The sequence below is a fragment of the Paenibacillus cremeus genome, assembly GCF_007786445.1.
GTDB classification, from domain to species: Bacteria; Bacillota; Bacilli; order Paenibacillales; family NBRC-103111; genus Paenibacillus_G; species Paenibacillus_G cremeus.
The window spans coordinates 40,745-56,558 of record NZ_VNJI01000010.1 but is presented as its reverse complement, the minus strand read 5'-3'; the positions used below and the strand labels follow the sequence as shown (position 1 = coordinate 56,558).

11 protein-coding genes and 1 pseudogene are annotated in these 15,814 nt (G+C 51.6%); 11 read left to right on the top strand and 1 reads right to left on the bottom strand.

Annotated features, from left to right (window positions below):
* Positions 1-50 precede the first annotated feature (50 nt).
* Positions 51-1,436 carry a class II fumarate hydratase gene (gene fumC / locus FPZ49_RS09975; RefSeq protein WP_144846070.1) on the top strand — a complete coding sequence of 462 codons (1,386 nt, stop codon included), beginning with the start codon at positions 51-53 and terminating at the stop codon, positions 1,434-1,436.
* Positions 1,437-1,547: 111 nt separating this feature from the next.
* Complete coding sequence (locus FPZ49_RS09970) at positions 1,548-2,156, top strand: MerR family transcriptional regulator (protein WP_144846068.1); 609 nt, start codon at positions 1,548-1,550, stop codon at positions 2,154-2,156.
* A 76-nt stretch (positions 2,157-2,232) separates the two neighbouring features.
* On the opposite strand, the gene FPZ49_RS09965 is transcribed toward FPZ49_RS09970, so the two are convergent.
* Positions 2,233-2,931: a response regulator transcription factor gene (locus FPZ49_RS09965; RefSeq protein ID WP_144846066.1), complete on the bottom strand. Its 699-nt coding sequence runs from the start codon at positions 2,929-2,931 to the stop codon at positions 2,233-2,235.
* 330 nt (positions 2,932-3,261) lie between these two features.
* Between FPZ49_RS09965 and FPZ49_RS09960 the strand changes: the two genes are divergently transcribed.
* From FPZ49_RS09960 to FPZ49_RS09925, 9 genes and pseudogenes are all read left to right on the top strand, one after another.
* Entirely contained in the window at positions 3,262-3,663 is a 402-nt protein-coding gene (locus tag FPZ49_RS09960) for a hypothetical protein (RefSeq protein ID WP_144846064.1), read from the top strand.
* A gap of 27 nt (positions 3,664-3,690) precedes the next feature.
* Complete coding sequence (locus FPZ49_RS09955; protein ID WP_144846062.1) at positions 3,691-4,104, top strand: chemotaxis protein CheW; 414 nt, start codon at positions 3,691-3,693, stop codon at positions 4,102-4,104.
* 23 nt (positions 4,105-4,127) lie between these two features.
* Positions 4,128-6,722 carry a chemotaxis protein CheW gene (locus tag FPZ49_RS09950; RefSeq protein WP_186445712.1) on the top strand — a complete coding sequence of 865 codons (2,595 nt, stop codon included), beginning with the start codon at positions 4,128-4,130 and terminating at the stop codon, positions 6,720-6,722.
* Positions 6,715-8,865: an EAL domain-containing protein gene (locus FPZ49_RS09945; RefSeq protein ID WP_144846058.1), complete on the top strand. Its 2,151-nt coding sequence runs from the start codon at positions 6,715-6,717 to the stop codon at positions 8,863-8,865. The genes FPZ49_RS09950 and FPZ49_RS09945 overlap by 8 nt, the downstream gene beginning before the upstream one ends.
* A 136-nt stretch (positions 8,866-9,001) precedes the next feature.
* Positions 9,002-9,550, top strand: a pseudogene (locus FPZ49_RS37880) (MCP four helix bundle domain-containing protein); the annotation flags it as partial.
* Positions 9,542-10,228 carry a methyl-accepting chemotaxis protein gene (locus tag FPZ49_RS37875; RefSeq protein ID WP_449289939.1) on the top strand — a complete coding sequence of 229 codons (687 nt, stop codon included), beginning with the start codon at positions 9,542-9,544 and terminating at the stop codon, positions 10,226-10,228. The pseudogene FPZ49_RS37880 and the gene FPZ49_RS37875, both read left to right, overlap by 9 nt.
* A 209-nt stretch (positions 10,229-10,437) precedes the next feature.
* Complete coding sequence (locus tag FPZ49_RS09935; protein WP_144846054.1) at positions 10,438-12,792, top strand: response regulator; 2,355 nt, start codon at positions 10,438-10,440, stop codon at positions 12,790-12,792.
* Between the two features lie 164 nt (positions 12,793-12,956).
* On the top strand, positions 12,957-15,365 hold the full coding sequence (locus FPZ49_RS09930) for a DNA topoisomerase 3 (RefSeq protein ID WP_144846052.1): 2,409 nt from the start codon (positions 12,957-12,959) through the stop codon (positions 15,363-15,365).
* A 21-nt stretch (positions 15,366-15,386) separates the two neighbouring features.
* Positions 15,387-15,797 carry a DUF4395 domain-containing protein gene (locus FPZ49_RS09925; RefSeq protein ID WP_144846050.1) on the top strand — a complete coding sequence of 137 codons (411 nt, stop codon included), beginning with the start codon at positions 15,387-15,389 and terminating at the stop codon, positions 15,795-15,797.
* The last annotated feature ends 17 nt before the right edge of the window (positions 15,798-15,814 follow it).

The window sequence follows — 15,814 nt, the reverse complement described above, 5'->3', positions numbered from 1 at the left end:
CGGGATTCCATAACGTGGAACAAGAAGATTCATTCAGGAGGAGTGCTCGCATGGAATATAGAATCGAACGCGATACGATGGGGGAAATTCGGGTGCCTGCAGATAAAATGTGGGGACCACAGACGCAGCGCAGCTCGGAAAATTTCAGGATCGGAACGGAGCGCATGCCGCTGGAAATCGTTAGAGCATTTGCGCTTCTAAAGCGGTCAGCAGCGGCGGCTAATGCCAAGCTGGGTAAGCTGGATGCGGAGAAAGCGGAGGCCATTATAGCCGCTTCGGACGAGGTGAGGCAGGGGAAATGGGACGACCAGTTTCCATTGGTGGTATGGCAGACAGGCAGCGGCACCCAATCGAACATGAATGCGAACGAAGTGATCGCGCGGCGGGCTACGGAGCTCCTAACCGCTAAAGGCAGCGAAACGCGCATTCATCCTAATGATGATGTCAACCGCTCACAGAGCTCTAACGACACGTTCCCGACTGCCATGCATATTGCAAGCGTGCTCGCTGTGGAGGAGAAGCTGCTGCCATCGATTCAAACGCTCAAAGGAACGCTCCACGACAAAATGGAAGCCTTCCGGGATATCGTTAAAATCGGCCGTACACACCTTCAGGATGCGACTCCGCTCACGCTTGGCCAGGAAATTAGCGGCTGGTGGGCGATGCTGGACAAAACCGAGCGAATGATCCGCCAAAGCACTGATACCATGAGGGAGCTCGCGATAGGAGGCACTGCGGTTGGTACGGGGCTCAATGCCCATCCGAAATTCGGCGATACCGTAGCGGAGGAAGTCTCACAGGTCACCGGACAGCCGTTTACGTCTGCGACGAATAAGTTTCACGGACTGACCAGCCACGATCAGATTGTGTATGCTCACGGAGCGATCAAAGCGCTGGCCGCGGACCTGATGAAAATCGCAAACGATGTCCGCTGGCTGGCCAGCGGGCCGCGCTGCGGGCTCGGCGAGCTGACGATCCCAGAGAACGAGCCTGGCAGCTCGATTATGCCGGGCAAGGTGAACCCGACTCAAAGCGAAGCGATGACGATGGTCGCCTGCCAAGTGATGGGCAACGATGCGGTGATTGGTTTTGCCTCGAGCCAAGGCAATTTTGAGTTGAATGTGTTCAAGCCGGTCATCATTCACAATTTTTTGCAGTCGGTCCGGCTGCTCTCGGATGCGATGGATTCGTTCAACGCACACTGCGCCGTGGGGATTGAACCGAATCACAGTGTCATTAAGAAGCATTTGGAGGAATCCCTAATGCTTGTCACGGCGCTTAATCCGCACATCGGCTATGAGAAAGCAGCTTCGATTGCCAAAACAGCGCATAAAGAAGGCTTGACGCTTAAGGAATCGGCGATTCGAAGCGGTTATCTGACTGCGGAGCAATTCGACAAGTTCGTTCGTCCAGAGGACATGATTCATCCGCTTTAATCCATTTTTTTAGGCGGAAGTGTGGCAAAGCACGACATCCACCCATATTTTATAAGAGTACATTCACTCACTTTCCGAGTGGCTAGGAATTCTTATAGGTGGTGTTTGAAAATGTCAGAGGATCAAATTCTGGATCGGGCGTACAGTATTACAGAATTTTCGGAACTGCTCGAAATTCCGCCCGGAACATTAAGGCAATGGGAAAAAGATTTTAACTTGAAAATACCAAGAAACGCAAAAAACGTTCGTTACTACACGCAAGGCGAAAGTGAAGTGTTTCGAAAAATCAAGTCGCTGCGCGAGAAAGGGAGCAGTGTGGAGTTTATCAGCCAGCTGCTTAGAGAAGACGAGATCGCGGAAACGGCTCCGGAGCAGGCTCCAGCGGCTCAAGCTAGTGCGCCGGAATCGGCGGCGATCCAAACGGTGCCGGTACTTAACGATGGGAATCACGCGCTGCTGTTGAACATTCAAGAGCGGCTGACAGCGCTGCCTGAAGTCATTAAAGCGGCGTTCTCGGAGCAGATTAAGAAGGAAGTGGAAGCGGGGAATAAGCTGCTGCTTTCGGGTTTGACGGATGCGGTGTGCAGTCAGGTCATCGACGTCTTGAGACGGGAGCTGACTGGCGCTTCGTTGCAGCAGGCTCAGATCGCAGCAGTTTCTAAGCCGGAAAGGAAGAAGAAGTCCATTTGGCGCAAGGATATCCGAAAGCCTCGGCCATAATCCTCGAAATAGGCACAATCTTAGAATAGGCATCGCTTAATTCATTTAAGCCATGCCTATTTCTGTCTTTTTTTGTCTATTGAGCTAACACAAATTTATAACCGATCCCCCAGACTGTCTTAATAAAATTAGGCTGACGAGGATTATCCTCGATTTTTTTTCGCAAATTCATAATATGTACGTCGATCGCACGGTCATTCACAAACGAATCGATGCCGCGAATCGCATTGATTAGTTCTTCTCGTTCGAATACTTTCCCAGGCGAAGAGCTAAACAGCTTCATAAGCTCCCACTCGGAATAGGTCGTTTCAATCTCGGTGCCATTGACGATGAGCAAGCGGCGGTCGTAATCAAAAATAATTTTGTCAGACACGCTCGATTCACTCGTCAAGCTCGAAATTCCGAGGCCTTGGCTCTCCATCCGCCGTAAAATGGCAATGATGCGAGCTTTTAATTCCTGCATGCTGAAGGGCTTACAAAGGAAATCATCCGCTCCGGATTGGAGGGCGTTAATACGCTCATTAACAGAGTTTTTCATCGATACTACGAGGATGGGGACATCGGTGAGAGTTCGGAGCTTAGCGCAAAATTCGGTTCCGTCGGAGTCCGGGAGAATTAGGTCCAGTAGTATGACATCGGGTTCAAATTCAGTCAATGCGAGGCTTCCGGCTTCCGCGGTTTCGACACGATGCACGATAAAGCCTTCGCCGGAGAAATAAAGATATAACATCTGTCCCATGACATTGTCATCTTCAATGATTAATATTTTGGTCATAAATATTGCTCCACCTCCCCGCCAGAAACATGCAGCTAGACAAAAAGAACGATTTGACAAAACTTAGTCTCATTATAGCTTGTTGATTTATGTAAGTCTACAAAGAAAACAGTCGAAAAAAAGAGAAATATGTCGAAACGTTTTTAATTGCTTATGCTTATTCTAGTGCTAAGAAGATATAAAAAATAGAAAAAAATGGAACATTGAAGCTCAAAATTATGTTTCAAATGTTAGGAAGCATAACAAAACACTAAAAGAAAAGAAAGAAATTTTCTCAGATTTATTTTCTATTATGGTTACAGTAAGGCTTTCAAGGAAAGAGGTGGATATGTGGAACTAATCCAATTTTACCGCGAGCAATTCGCTCAATCTATCGATGAGTTTGAACCCGATTGGCAAGAAGATCTGAATTACTCGCTGGGCTTTAGATGGGACCGGCAGATGAATCAATATCATGAAGTATTCCGAATTACCAATTATTTAGATAGAAACCCTAATTTAATTTATGCTTTAGTCCTTCCCGAACGCTTCAAAGAACGGAATATCGCAGACTTAATTAGAGAATTCCAATCCAAATATGAAATTGCTCTGACTTATTTTAAGCATGGCATTATTTTGAGCGTCTGCACCAACACGGAAAAAATGACCGAAACGGTGATCGGATTTTTATTTCGGGCCCGCAGTGAGCTGGTGGACTTAATCGAATTCTCAGTTATCCGTACGGAGAACTAATATGAGCAGGAGGAGCGGGGGGGCAAGATGCAAGATCAAATCCAGTATATTGAGTTTGGGATAGCCGATGAACGCTATGCCATTCCAATCCGTGAAATTCAAGAGATCATCCGTTTACAGCCGCTGACACCGATCCCGAATACGAAGAAAGAAATTCAAGGGGTTATCAATTTAAGGGGCAAAGTGGTGCCGGTCGTTTGTTTCCGCAAAAAGATTATGATGCAGGGAGCTACGGACGAGCAGTTGAAGCGCATTATTATTTTAAATACAGGGGAAGATTCCGTCGGGCTCATTGTGGACAGGGTATACCGCGTGGCGTCCTATTATAATACACAACCGACTCCGGACGGCAGTAACGAACAGCGCCATATTACCGGCATCGGTCAGACAGGACCTAACGAACAGCCCGTTGCCATTATCGCAGTAGACGCACTGCTTTGAATCTTGATGTAGGGGGGATGAAAATGTCGCAATCGTTTCAAAGCTCATATATGGGCATTTTTTTGGATGAGCTGGGTGAACAGCTGCAAATCTTGGACCAAATGCTGCTGGACCTGGAGCAAGGAGGCGGACAGGAAAAAACGATTCAGACCATTTTCCGCGCTGCGCATACTTTGAAGGGCTCTTCGGCTGCTATGGGCTTCGAGAAAACGAAGGAGCTTACGCACAAGCTAGAGAGCATTTTTGATATGCTCCGGGGCGGCGGACTTGATATACATACCAGCTTAATCAATGTTTTGTTTCAAAGCGTAGATCATTTGAAGAGTCAACGTGAATCGTTTCTCCAAGGTAATCTGGATGAATTCTCCATCGATCATATGCTCGCGGAGCTGGAGCCTTTTCTTACTGGAGATTTGAAAACGCAAGCTTTGATTCCCGAATCGGCGATGGAGCAGCGGGGGGCAGTAGACCAAACAGAAGAAATGGCTGCGCCTGGTTTGTTGGAGCTGTTCCAGCACGAAGATCGGATTCGTATAGCGGATGCGCTCAATTTAAACAAACAAGTGCATTTAATCGACTTAACGCTCGAGCCCGATGTGCAAATGCCGCATGCCCGAGCGATGCTTTTGCTGGAGAGAGTACGGATACTGGGTGAACTGATCGCATCGGAGCCAACGGATATCCAACTGCGTCAGGAGTACGGCTCAGGCTTGAAATTGACACTGGCTGCCGGTTCCATGGACGATATTCAAAGATTTGTCGATGAACTGAACCAAGTGTTTTTCTATAAACAAATCATCGTTGAGGATCTGTCAGCGGACCAATTGTATCACACCCAAGTCCATGTGCCGGAAATCAAGCCTGAAGCTGCCCCAGTACTCGTGAAGCAAGCTGAACCTCAGCCGGAGGTCAAAGCGGTCGTACCGGAGATGAAGCCGCTGCAAGCCTCGAGTCAAACGGTAAGAGTGGACGTAACCCGCTTGGAGCATCTGATTGATCTGGTAGGAGAGCTGATTATCGATCAAACGCGGCTGAAGGAGCTGGGCAAGCAGCTGCGGGCGAAATTCCGGAACGAGACGGAGACGGAGCTGCTGGACGACATTTTGACCCACTTGAACCGTGTGGTTGGCGAGCTCCAGAACGGCATGATGAAGGTCCGGATGCTGCCAATCGAGCAGCTATTTAACCGCATCCCAAGACTAGTGCGGGATTTGTCGCAGCAGGCAGGCAAAGAGATCGAGATTTACATCGATGGGAAGGAAACGGAGCTCGATCGAACGCTGATTGAAGAGCTGAGTGATCCACTGATTCATATTCTCCGTAATGCGGCGGACCATGGGATCGAGCCTCCGGAAGAAAGGGAACGTCTGGGTAAGCCGCGAAAAGGTCAAATTTGGCTCAAGGCCGCCCACCAGGAAAATTCGATCATCATTACGGTTACGGATGACGGACGAGGTATTTCCGCTGAGAGGATTAAGAATAAGGCCATCCAGAAAGGCTTCTTATCCCCCGAGGAAGCGGAGAAAATGTCAGATCGCGAAATCATCTCGCTCATTTTCCACTCCGGCATGTCTACGGCAGAGCAGGTCACAGAGCTTTCAGGACGCGGGGTTGGGATGGATATCGTAAGAAGTCATGTCGAGAAAATTCGAGGCATCATCGACATCGACACGACGCCAGGCGAAGGCACGATGTTTACGATCAAGCTCCCGCTGACCTTGGCCATCATCCGCTCGCTGCTTGTCCAAAGCAACGGCCGATCGCTAGCGATTCCACTGGTGAATGTCATCGAAATATTCCGCATGCAGGCGGATCAGTTCAGGACAGTGTCCGGCCGGCGCGTTTGTCTGGTGCGAGGCGATATTGTTCCGCTCATCACGTTGAACCAGCTGCTGAATCAGGGCAGTCGGGAGGAGAAGTCCAAGGACGGCTCCCAATTTGTCGTCATGATCGGAATTGCGGATAAGCGTGTTTGTCTCCAGGTAGACCGGCCTCTGGGCAACCAGGAGATTGTTTTGAAATCATTGGGCGGGTATGTCGGCCAAGTGCCGTTCATCACTGGTTCTACCATTTTGGGCGATGGCATCATACGGGAAGCAGGTACACTTCGGCTGAACGTGAAGGAAAAGCAAGCGATAGCCAAAACGGCCGCTACTGAGAGCAAGCTGGTCACCTTTTTGCTAGAGAAGGAGCAATACGGCATCCCGGTCGAGTTAATTAAAGAGATCACACCAGTGCCTTCAATAACCAGCATGGTTCACGCAGAAGAGCATGTGCTGGGCTGCATCAACCTCCGCGGAACGCTGATCCCTCTCTACGACTTAAGACAATGCCTAGGCAAGCCGAAGCATGTGAATGCCTCCAAATCGAGAGTGATTGTTCTGGAGCTGAAGGAACAGCTGATCGGCATTATGGTCGATGAGGTGTCCGAAGTGATGACCATCCGCAGCAACGAGATCGATCCGCTGCCAGAGTACTCGGCCAAAGGAGGTCAGCATCCGGTAAGCGGCGTTCACAAATCGGGAGATCAGCTGGTTATGCTGCTGGACATTACTCAAGCGATTCAGTGCAGCCCGCAAGTCGATCAAGTAAAAGGGGCTATGCTGACCTATGGATAAAACGGGCGTCTTAATCGTTGATGATTCGGTGCTTATGAGAAGTATTATCACAAGCTTATTCGAACAAGACGACCGTTTTTATATCGTCGGTGTGGCTACGAACGGGTTCGAATGCTTGGAACGCATCGTCGAGCTCCAGCCGGATTTAGTCATTATGGATGTGGAGATGCCCGAAATGGATGGGCTTGATGCACTGCAGTATATCGTTCATTATCATCCGATGCCTGTCGTCATGCTAAGCAGCTATACTTCCGAGGGCTCGGAGCAGACGTTTAAAGCGCTGCAGATCGGCGCAGTCGATTTTTTTCATAAGGATAGGCTATTTGAAGGAAATCCCCACATGGTGGATGATTTTTTGCTGAGATGCAAGGTGGCGGCTAGAAGTCGTATGCCTGTCCTCATGGATGTCAAAGTGACGAATAAGAACACGACTATCAACGTTTTAAAAGAAACACTGACCTACTGCTTGAAAATTGAAGAACAGCTGCGCATCGCTCAAGAGGAGCTATGGAAGACGATCCGCCAGCAAGGCGGGATGGTCGTCAAATTTAAGCAAATCAAAGGTGAATTTGTCCATACGATGTGCGAGGGAGAATTGCTTCGACGGTTTGGGCTTGTTCCGGATATGGTTTTCGGCAAGAGTTTGATTGATTTTTTCTCGGAGGATATAGCCGAACACCATGAAGAGCATTATGCCAAAGCCTGGTCGGGAGAAGAGTTCGTCTTATATGAAACCAATATGCGCGGTGCCGTCTACTTCACCATTTTAAGACCGATTCAGGTGGATGGGATGGTGAGCGAGGTCATTGGCGTGACGATTGACATCACAGAGCAAAGCAAAGCGGCCGAAAGCCTAGACTTCCTGGTCCGTCACGATTCGCTGACCGGATTGCCGAACCGCAACTATTTGACCGATCTGCTGAAAAAGTTAACCGCTCCCGGCGCAGGGAAGCCGTTTGCGCTGTTTTTCCTGAACCTTGACAATTTCAAGATCTTAAATGAGACCCTAAGTCACGAACTGGGCAGTTATTTGCTGGAAATTGTAGCTCGACGGCTGAAAAGCTTAGCGCGCGGCGTTCATACCTTAGCCAGAGTAGGCGGCGACGAATTCGTCTATTTGCTTCCGAATTGCACGCCGCAGCAAGTGGCCGAGATGGCCATCGCGATTCTCGAGACAATTAGACATCCCATTCAGATTCAAGGGCACAACTTGAAAATTACGGCCAGCATGGGAATCAGCCGCTACCCGGAGGATGCTTCCGATCCCGAGGCTCTGGTCAAATATGCTGATTTTGCAACGGATATCGCCAAAGAGAACGGCCGAGACCAATTCCATTTCTATACGGCAGCCCTGCACGAGCGTTTGGATCAGCGGTTAAAAATTGAGAAGCACTTGCGCAAAGCGCTGGAGCGGAATGAATTCGAGCTGTTTTTTCAAGCGATTGTCGATACCCGAACGGACCGCATTGTAGGGATGGAGAGCTTGATTCGCTGGAACAGTCCAGATTTGGGCAGGGTGCCTCCGAATCAATTTATTCCGATCGCGGAGGAAACCAATCTCATTTTGGATATCGGTGAGTGGGTATTATGGGAAGCATGCCGCTGGAATAAAACGTGGCAGAAGCAGGGGCTTCCTCCGGTGACGGTGACGGTGAACCTATCGTCGAGGCAATTTTATGATCATAAGCTGAAGGAAACGATCGTGCGCATCTTGGAGATCAGCGGCCTGACGAAGGACAGTCTGGAAATTGAAATTACCGAGAGCATGACCATGGATGTAGGACGGGCGATCTCCACGTTAAAAGAGCTGAAGCAGCTCGGTTTACAAATCGCCATGGATGACTTCGGCACAGGCTACAGCTCATTAGCTTACTTGAAGGAATTCCCAATCGATAAGCTAAAGATCGACCAATCGTTTGTGAAAGGGATCGAAACGAATCCCATCAATGCCTCGATCGTGAATACGATCATTTCCATGGCCCGGAACATGCGGATGAAGGTGATCGCGGAAGGGGTAGAAACCGAGGAAGCGCAGCGCATATTAAAAGAGTACGATTGTCACTATATGCAAGGGTATTATTTTAGCCGCCCCCTGTGCGGGGAAGAAGCAGCCCAATTAATGTCCATACGGAATATCGATTAACCAGCACGCAATTGCTCATAGATCAACTCTAGACCTACATATCTCAATCATACCAACTAATCGATTCCAATGGAGGCTGTGATGAAGGTGACACTTCGCGTTAAATTATTAGGAAGCTTTATTATGGTAGTCCTGCATTGCAGGGGATCCGGCGAAAAGGACGGCACTAATCAACAGCTACAAAACCCACCAGGAAACGTTTGGAAGCGCGTTCAGAGAGTACGAGGCACTCCTGAATTCGGAGGAAGAGAGAGGACTCTATGAAAATGTAAGAACGACTACCACCGAGTTTTTCAAGCAGGCGCTGGCTATTTCGGAAGCGATGACGAGCGGCGATGTGGAGTCAGCTGCGCAGCTCATCGACCTGCAGCAAGCCGCCTATGAGAAGGCCGTGTCGAGTCTGCAAAAATGGACGGATTACAATATCAAAGGTACGCAAAAGGACGCAGACAAGTCTGCTGCAGCGAACACTACCGGCAAGAGCCTGGCGATTGGTCTTACCTTGACGGCAGCGACTCTAGCGATCACGTTTGCGGTACTGTTCTCCAATTACTTCATTCGTACGATTCTCGCCATCTCGTCCGTTGTCGAAAAAGCGGCAAACGGGGATTTACGAGAGTTAGTGGTTATTAAAACCAAGGACGAGCTGGGCCAATTTGCCGACGCATTCAATCAAATGATCGTCAAACTGCGAGACTTGATCGGCGACATTTCTCTAGCCTCGCAAAATGTGGCGGCAGCCGCAGAGGAAATTTCCGCTACCACTGAGGAAATCGCAGGGGGGAACGCCATTCAAGCGAGCGAAGCGCAGAATATCACTGATATGTTCCAATATTTGCGGAGGGCAAGCGATTCGGTGGTCGCCAGTGCGGATCGGGCAGCCGACATGTCCCGGAAAACGCATCAAGGCGCAGAAGAAGGGGAACGCATGATTCAAGCGTCGACCCGAAGCATGGGACAGCTGTCTCAGCAAATGTCCTTATTGGAGAAAGACTCGAACAAAATCGGTGAAATTATCGGCGTCATCAATGATATTGCAGACCAAACGAATTTGCTGGCGCTGAATGCGGCGATTGAAGCCGCTAGAGCCGGAGAGCAGGGTCGGGGCTTTGCCGTTGTTGCCGACGAGGTACGAAAGCTAGCGGAGCGGAGCGGGGACGCCACCAAGGAAATTGCATCCATTATCCAAGGCATGCAAAACAATACCCGCGATAGTGTGAAAGCAGTTGAAGCTGCGGCAGGGTTATCGAATAAAACAGGACAGGCCTTCGTTCAGATTATCCGAATGGTGAACGAAACCGCCGAGCAAGTAGAAAGTATCACCGTAGAGAGTCAGGTGAGTCCAATCAATCGCTCAATGTGATGCGTTCACTTGAATCGATTGCGGCCGTAACCGAGGAGTCAGCAGCAGCGGCACAAGAATCGGCAAGCTCATCTCAAGCGCTGGCCAAGCTTGCAGACCAGCTGAATCTTTCTCTATCTTCCTTTAAGGTGTAATTGCTTTCCTTTTCGTGGACCCAATAACCTACCGCAGGATGCTTGTAATCCAACTTAGTAACTGAGGTGAACGCATTGCTGCAGGATGTAATCTTAGATTTTACTATCATTTGCATGCTATTCTTTCTAGTCATCATCAGGCATCAAGCGGACATTCGTCGAATTCGAACGAGCGAAGAACGATATCGCGCGCTCATCGATTATTCGCAAGATTTCATTCTAAGTATGGATTCGGAGGGGCTCATCACGTCGGTGAATCGGAAGCTGTGCAGCACGTTCGAGCGCCCTCCGGAGTATTTTAACGGAAAGCGGTTCGAAGAAGTAGTATTCATGCAAAGTCCGGAGCTCTGGGAGCAATACCTTACCTATACCAAGGAAGTTCGACAGCCCCAACAGTTTGAGTTGAGTCTTACCATGCCGGACGGCAGTATCAGGGAATTTAGTACAACGCTTTGTCCTCTCCTGAATGTCGGTTCGGTTCCCCTACAGATCAATGCTTTCATTCACGATATAACGGATATGAAGAAGCGGAAAGAAGCGGATGAGGCCAATCAGGCCAAAAGTCAGTATTTGGCGCGAATGAGCCATGAAATCCGCACCCCCCTAAACGGGATTATCGGGCTGTCTCAGCTGCTCCAAAAGACAGAGCTGACCCCGCTGCAAAAGGATTATTTGGACAAAATCAATTCCTCCTCCCAAGCGCTTATCGGATTGATCAATGAAGTGCTGGATTTCTCTAAGATTGAAGCAGGCAAGCTGAACCTGGAGCATGTGAATTTCCATCTCGAGGACTTGTTCAAGCGACTGGCCGACACGATCAGCTTTATTATCGGTAGTAAGCCGGTGGAGGTGATCTTTGATATCGATCCGGATTTGCCCTTAACGGTAATCGGAGATCCGCTGCGGCTGGAGCAGGTACTGCTGAACCTTTGCAATAACGCCATTAAGTTTACGTCCAAAGGACACGTCCTGCTGCAGGTCCAGCTGGAGGATGCCGGCTCGGGCGAAGCGATCGTGATGTTTTCCTTGGAGGATACCGGCATCGGCATTTCGCTGGAGCAAATCGCCAAGCTGTTCTCGCCGTTCATACAAGCGGAAGCTTCGACAAGCCGAAAATACGGCGGCTCGGGGCTAGGTCTTGTCATCAGCAAGCATCTAGTGGAATCGATGAAAGGCCGCCTGCACGTCGAAAGCTGGGTGGAGAAAGGCAGCCGATTTTATTTTTCGCTGCCGCTCGAGCTCCCACCGGTCGAATTAGAGACAAAGGCGCTGCTCGGGGATGGGGAGCTATCCGTGGTGGTCGTCTGCGCCCAACCGCTGCTCCGAAAGAGCCTTTACAGTATGCTGCAATCGTTTGGGATGCAGGTGCTTATGGCGGAAGGCCAAGAAGAATGGATGAAGACTCCGGATCCACCGAGTGCATTGGAAGCGGCACGGTTTCTGATTGTGGACTTGGAGGAGGCCACCGGCAGTGCGCGAGGGCTCCTGAAGCATGTGAATCGACGATTCACGAAGGTGCTTTTTATATCCACATTACATGCTCGGGAACGCAGCGCAGCATTAAACCCGGAGCTTATGGCTGACTACACGCTCATTAAGCCCGTTAGCCGTTCTAGCTTATATCAAGCTTTAGAGATGCTGCTTAAGGACAGATCTACAGAAGGCAGCGAATCGAAGCCCGTACACACGCTCAAACCCAAACCGTCACAAGAATTCAGGGGACACATTATCGTGGCCGAGGATAACGAAATCAATCAGCTAGTGGTGGAGGGGCTTCTACATCGCAAGGGCTATGCCGTAACCAAGGTCGAGCACGGGGCAGAAGTACTGAACAGAATGGATGAGCAGGCGTGGGATGCGATTTTTATGGATTTGCACATGCCGGTGTTGGATGGATTCGAAACGACGAAGCGAATACGCGAGCAGTCTGAGTACAATCACATTCCCATCATTGCCTTAACCGCCAATGTGATGAAGCAGGACCTGGAGCGGTGCCTCTCAATCGGGATGAACGATATCGTAACGAAGCCGCTGGAAGAGGAACGACTGGTTCGGGTGCTGGAAAAATGGATTCCACGTCTTGCCCTACAGTCGGTTCAAGGTGTGAACTTGGACAAAATGCTTCGACAAATGGGCGGTAAATCGCATATTTTACCGAAGGTATTAAGCAAATTTTGCCAGGAATACCGCGGGTTTCAATCCGTACTGGAAGCGGAGCTAGCTCAGGGGGATGCAGCAGCGGCGAAACGGGCCGTGCATTCACTCAAAGGCGTTGCCGCTACGCTGTATGCCGAAACGTTATTTTTGGCGGTGGTAGCCTTGGAAGAAGCGCTGCAGGATGATCAGAAGCAGGAGGCTTGGGGTGAGAAGCTGTGCGTGGTTCAGGCGGAGATTGGGCGGATCATTCAATCGGTTCCGTGGAGTTATTAATAAGGAACAGCCGAAGAACGGCGCTGCTTGCTTGGCCTGGGCAGTGTCGTTCTTCTTTTTGCACGACCCTTTCAATCCCTTCGGCATCTGGTATAATAGCGCTATACGATTTTTACATGAATGAATAAGGCATTTTGGTTGTAAACAGGAGAGACAGTAAACGCATGAAGACACTCATCATAGCGGAAAAGCCCGATATGGGGCGTAATATTGCCGCTGCCATCGATCCGAAAGCGAAGAACCACCGCACGTACATTGAAGGTGATACGTACATTATCACTTGGGCCATCGGCCACTTGATCGGGCTGGCGGAGCCGGATGCTTACGATGATCGATACAAACGATGGAATTTCAACGATCTTCCCATCGTGCCCGACCATTTCAAGCTGATTCCCAACCCGAAAACCAAAGATCAATTGAAAGTGATCGCCGACTTGGCTAAACGCAGTGCGATGCTGGTCAATGCGTGCGATGCCGGGCGGGAAGGACAGCATATTTTTTCCTTGATTCAGAGGCATCTGAAGCTGGCGCAGCCGGTGAAGCGGCTGTGGATTTCCGATTTGACGCCGGAGACGATTAAGAAGGGCTTCGCGGAGCTGAAGGAAGGGGCGGAATTCGAGAACTTAACCCGGGCGGCTAAAGCCCGCAGCGAAGCGGATTGGCTCATCGGGATGAACGGCTCCCGCGCGTTTACAACGAAGCATAACGAGCTGCTGTCCGTCGGACGGGTTCAAACCCCCGTGCTGGCGCTTCTCTACGACCGGCAAAAGGAGATCGAGGCGTTTACCTCCAATAAGTTTTACGAGGTGGAAGCGTGGTTTACGCAGGAAGAGACGAAGTACCGCGGCATGTGGCAGGGGGATAAGCTGACCGATGGCGAGAAGGCGGCGGCCATTGCAGCCAAGGTTCAGGGCAAGGAAGGACGGGTCGCATCCTATGAGGTTAAGGACACAAAGGAGTACCCGTTCAAGCTGTATGATCTGACCTTGCTGCAGCGGGAAGCGAATGCGAAATATGGCTTCTCGGCCAAGAAGACGCTCGATCTTGCTCAAGCGCTTTACGAGAAGCACAAAGCGATCAGCTATCCGAGAACGAATTCCAACTATGTTACGGAGCAAAACATTCCCGAGATGCATCGGGCGCTGGATCAGCTGGCACGTACCAGCTATGGCCCGCTCGTTCAGCAAGCGGATAAGAAGCTGGTGCACAAAAATAATAAAGCGATTTGCAATCCGGCGAAGGTCGAGGATCACCATGCGATTTTGCCTACGCACAAGATGCCGGGCAATCTCCCGCCGGATGAGCAGAAGCTGTATGATTTGATTGTGCGGCGGTTTTTGTCTCACTTCTACCCAGCGGCGACGTACAAGGTGCATTCCATCTTGACGGAGGTCGATGTGGAGGGGCAGCCAGCTGCCGAGCGGTTTAAGAGCACGGTCAAGCAGCTGTTGTCGGCGGGCTGGAAGGTCATTTACGCAGATCAGAAGAAGGAGAAGCCGGCCACGAAAGGCCGTGGCGCGAAAGCGGAGAAAGAGGCTGAGGACAGCGATGAGGTGGCGGAGGAGGAAATCAGCACGCCTTTTTCCTTAGACGCTTCTCAGTCGGTTCACTGCTTAGAGAGCAACGCCAAAGAGAAAGAGACGCAGCCGCCCAAGGCGTATACCGAAGGCACACTGCTGAAGGCGATGGAAAGCGCCGGCAAGCAGATCGAGGACGAAGAGCTGCGCGACGCGATGAAGGACTCGGGTCTCGGCACGCCGGCGACGCGAGCTTCGGTTATCGAGCGGCTGAAGCAGGTCGGCTACGTCGTGATGCAGGGCAAGCGGATCGCGATCACGCAGAAGGGCCGCACGGCCGTGGAGCTGATCCGCGGCGCCGGCGTCGAGCTGCTGACCTCGCCCGAGATGACCGGGCATTGGGAGCGCCGATTGAACGAGATCGCGCGAGGCATTGCCTCGGACGAGACGTTCATGCGGAACGTCAAGAAGTTCGCCGCCCTGATCGTCGAGAAGGTGCGGGGGCAGGCGCAAGCGCGCAAGCAGGCTTTCGCGGCGGGCGAGGAGCCCGCCGCGAAAGGGCCTGCGGCGCGCCGCGGGCGCTCTGGCGCGAAGGCGAAGCCCGCGCCTGACGGCGGCGAAGCCGCCGATGGCCGCGACGCGGCCGCGCCCCGCGCGAAGCGCGGCGCCGGCAGCCGCGCCGCGGCTGCACGCCGCCCGGCCGAGCCGGCGGCGGTGGTGCTCGCGAGCCCGGCGGCGCCGGCTCGCGGGGGTGCGCCCGCGGCGGCGGAGCCGCGCGCCGCGCTGCCGGGCTGCCCGCGGGCGGGCTGCCGCGGGCAGATCATTCGCGGCCGGCGCGGCTACGGCTGCAGCGACTACAAAGCCGGCTGCGGCTTTGTGATCTGGATCGACAGCTTTGGAGCCTCACTGACCGATACAGCCGTAAGCTACTTGTTGAAGCACGGGCGCACCGCGCTGATGAAGCTCACGGACGAGCAGGGGCAGCCCGTCGAAGGCCGCCTCGTCTTGAAAGATACGAACACCGGCCGGCTCGAGCTGGAGAAAGTCAATCGCTAGGTAAAGAAGAAGGGGGACACCATGAAAGAAATTCCAATGCCGTACGTGCGGGCGAACCAGACCGGCATCGTATTGTTCATTGTGCTCGCGATCGTACTGCAGCAGCCGGTACTGATCGTGGCCCTGTGGGCAATCCAAGTGCTGGGGCTATGGCAGGGCATCCGCGGCAACATCATCGTGCAGCTGGCCGCGCCGCTGCTCCGAAACAGAATCGCAGGGGCGCCGACGGAATCCCGTGAGCTGCAGAGGTTTAATAACACCATTGCGGTGCTGCTGCTGACCTTATCTATCATCTCGTTTTGGCTGGCGCCAGGCAGCTGGCTGGGGTATGTCCTCGCGGCGATGGTAGCGGTCGCGGCGGCGATCGCCTTGTGCGGCTTCTGTGTAGGCTGCTTCTTGTACTACCAAGTTAAACGCCTGCGTAGAAGATAATCGAACGTACACAAGGC

Coding starts and splice junctions, on each gene's coding strand:
- fumC (WP_144846070.1), top strand. CDS start 51: ATGGAATATAGAATCGAACGCGATACGATGGGGGAAATTCGGGTGCCT.
- FPZ49_RS09970 (WP_144846068.1), top strand. CDS start 1,548: ATGTCAGAGGATCAAATTCTGGATCGGGCGTACAGTATTACAGAATTT.
- FPZ49_RS09965 (WP_144846066.1), bottom strand. CDS start 2,931: ATGACCAAAATATTAATCATTGAAGATGACAATGTCATGGGACAGATG.
- FPZ49_RS09955 (WP_144846062.1), top strand. CDS start 3,691: ATGCAAGATCAAATCCAGTATATTGAGTTTGGGATAGCCGATGAACGC.
- FPZ49_RS09950 (WP_186445712.1), top strand. CDS start 4,128: ATGTCGCAATCGTTTCAAAGCTCATATATGGGCATTTTTTTGGATGAG.
- FPZ49_RS09945 (WP_144846058.1), top strand. CDS start 6,715: ATGGATAAAACGGGCGTCTTAATCGTTGATGATTCGGTGCTTATGAGA.
- FPZ49_RS37875 (WP_449289939.1), top strand. CDS start 9,542: ATGATCGTCAAACTGCGAGACTTGATCGGCGACATTTCTCTAGCCTCG.
- FPZ49_RS09930 (WP_144846052.1), top strand. CDS start 12,957: ATGAAGACACTCATCATAGCGGAAAAGCCCGATATGGGGCGTAATATT.
- FPZ49_RS09925 (WP_144846050.1), top strand. CDS start 15,387: ATGAAAGAAATTCCAATGCCGTACGTGCGGGCGAACCAGACCGGCATC.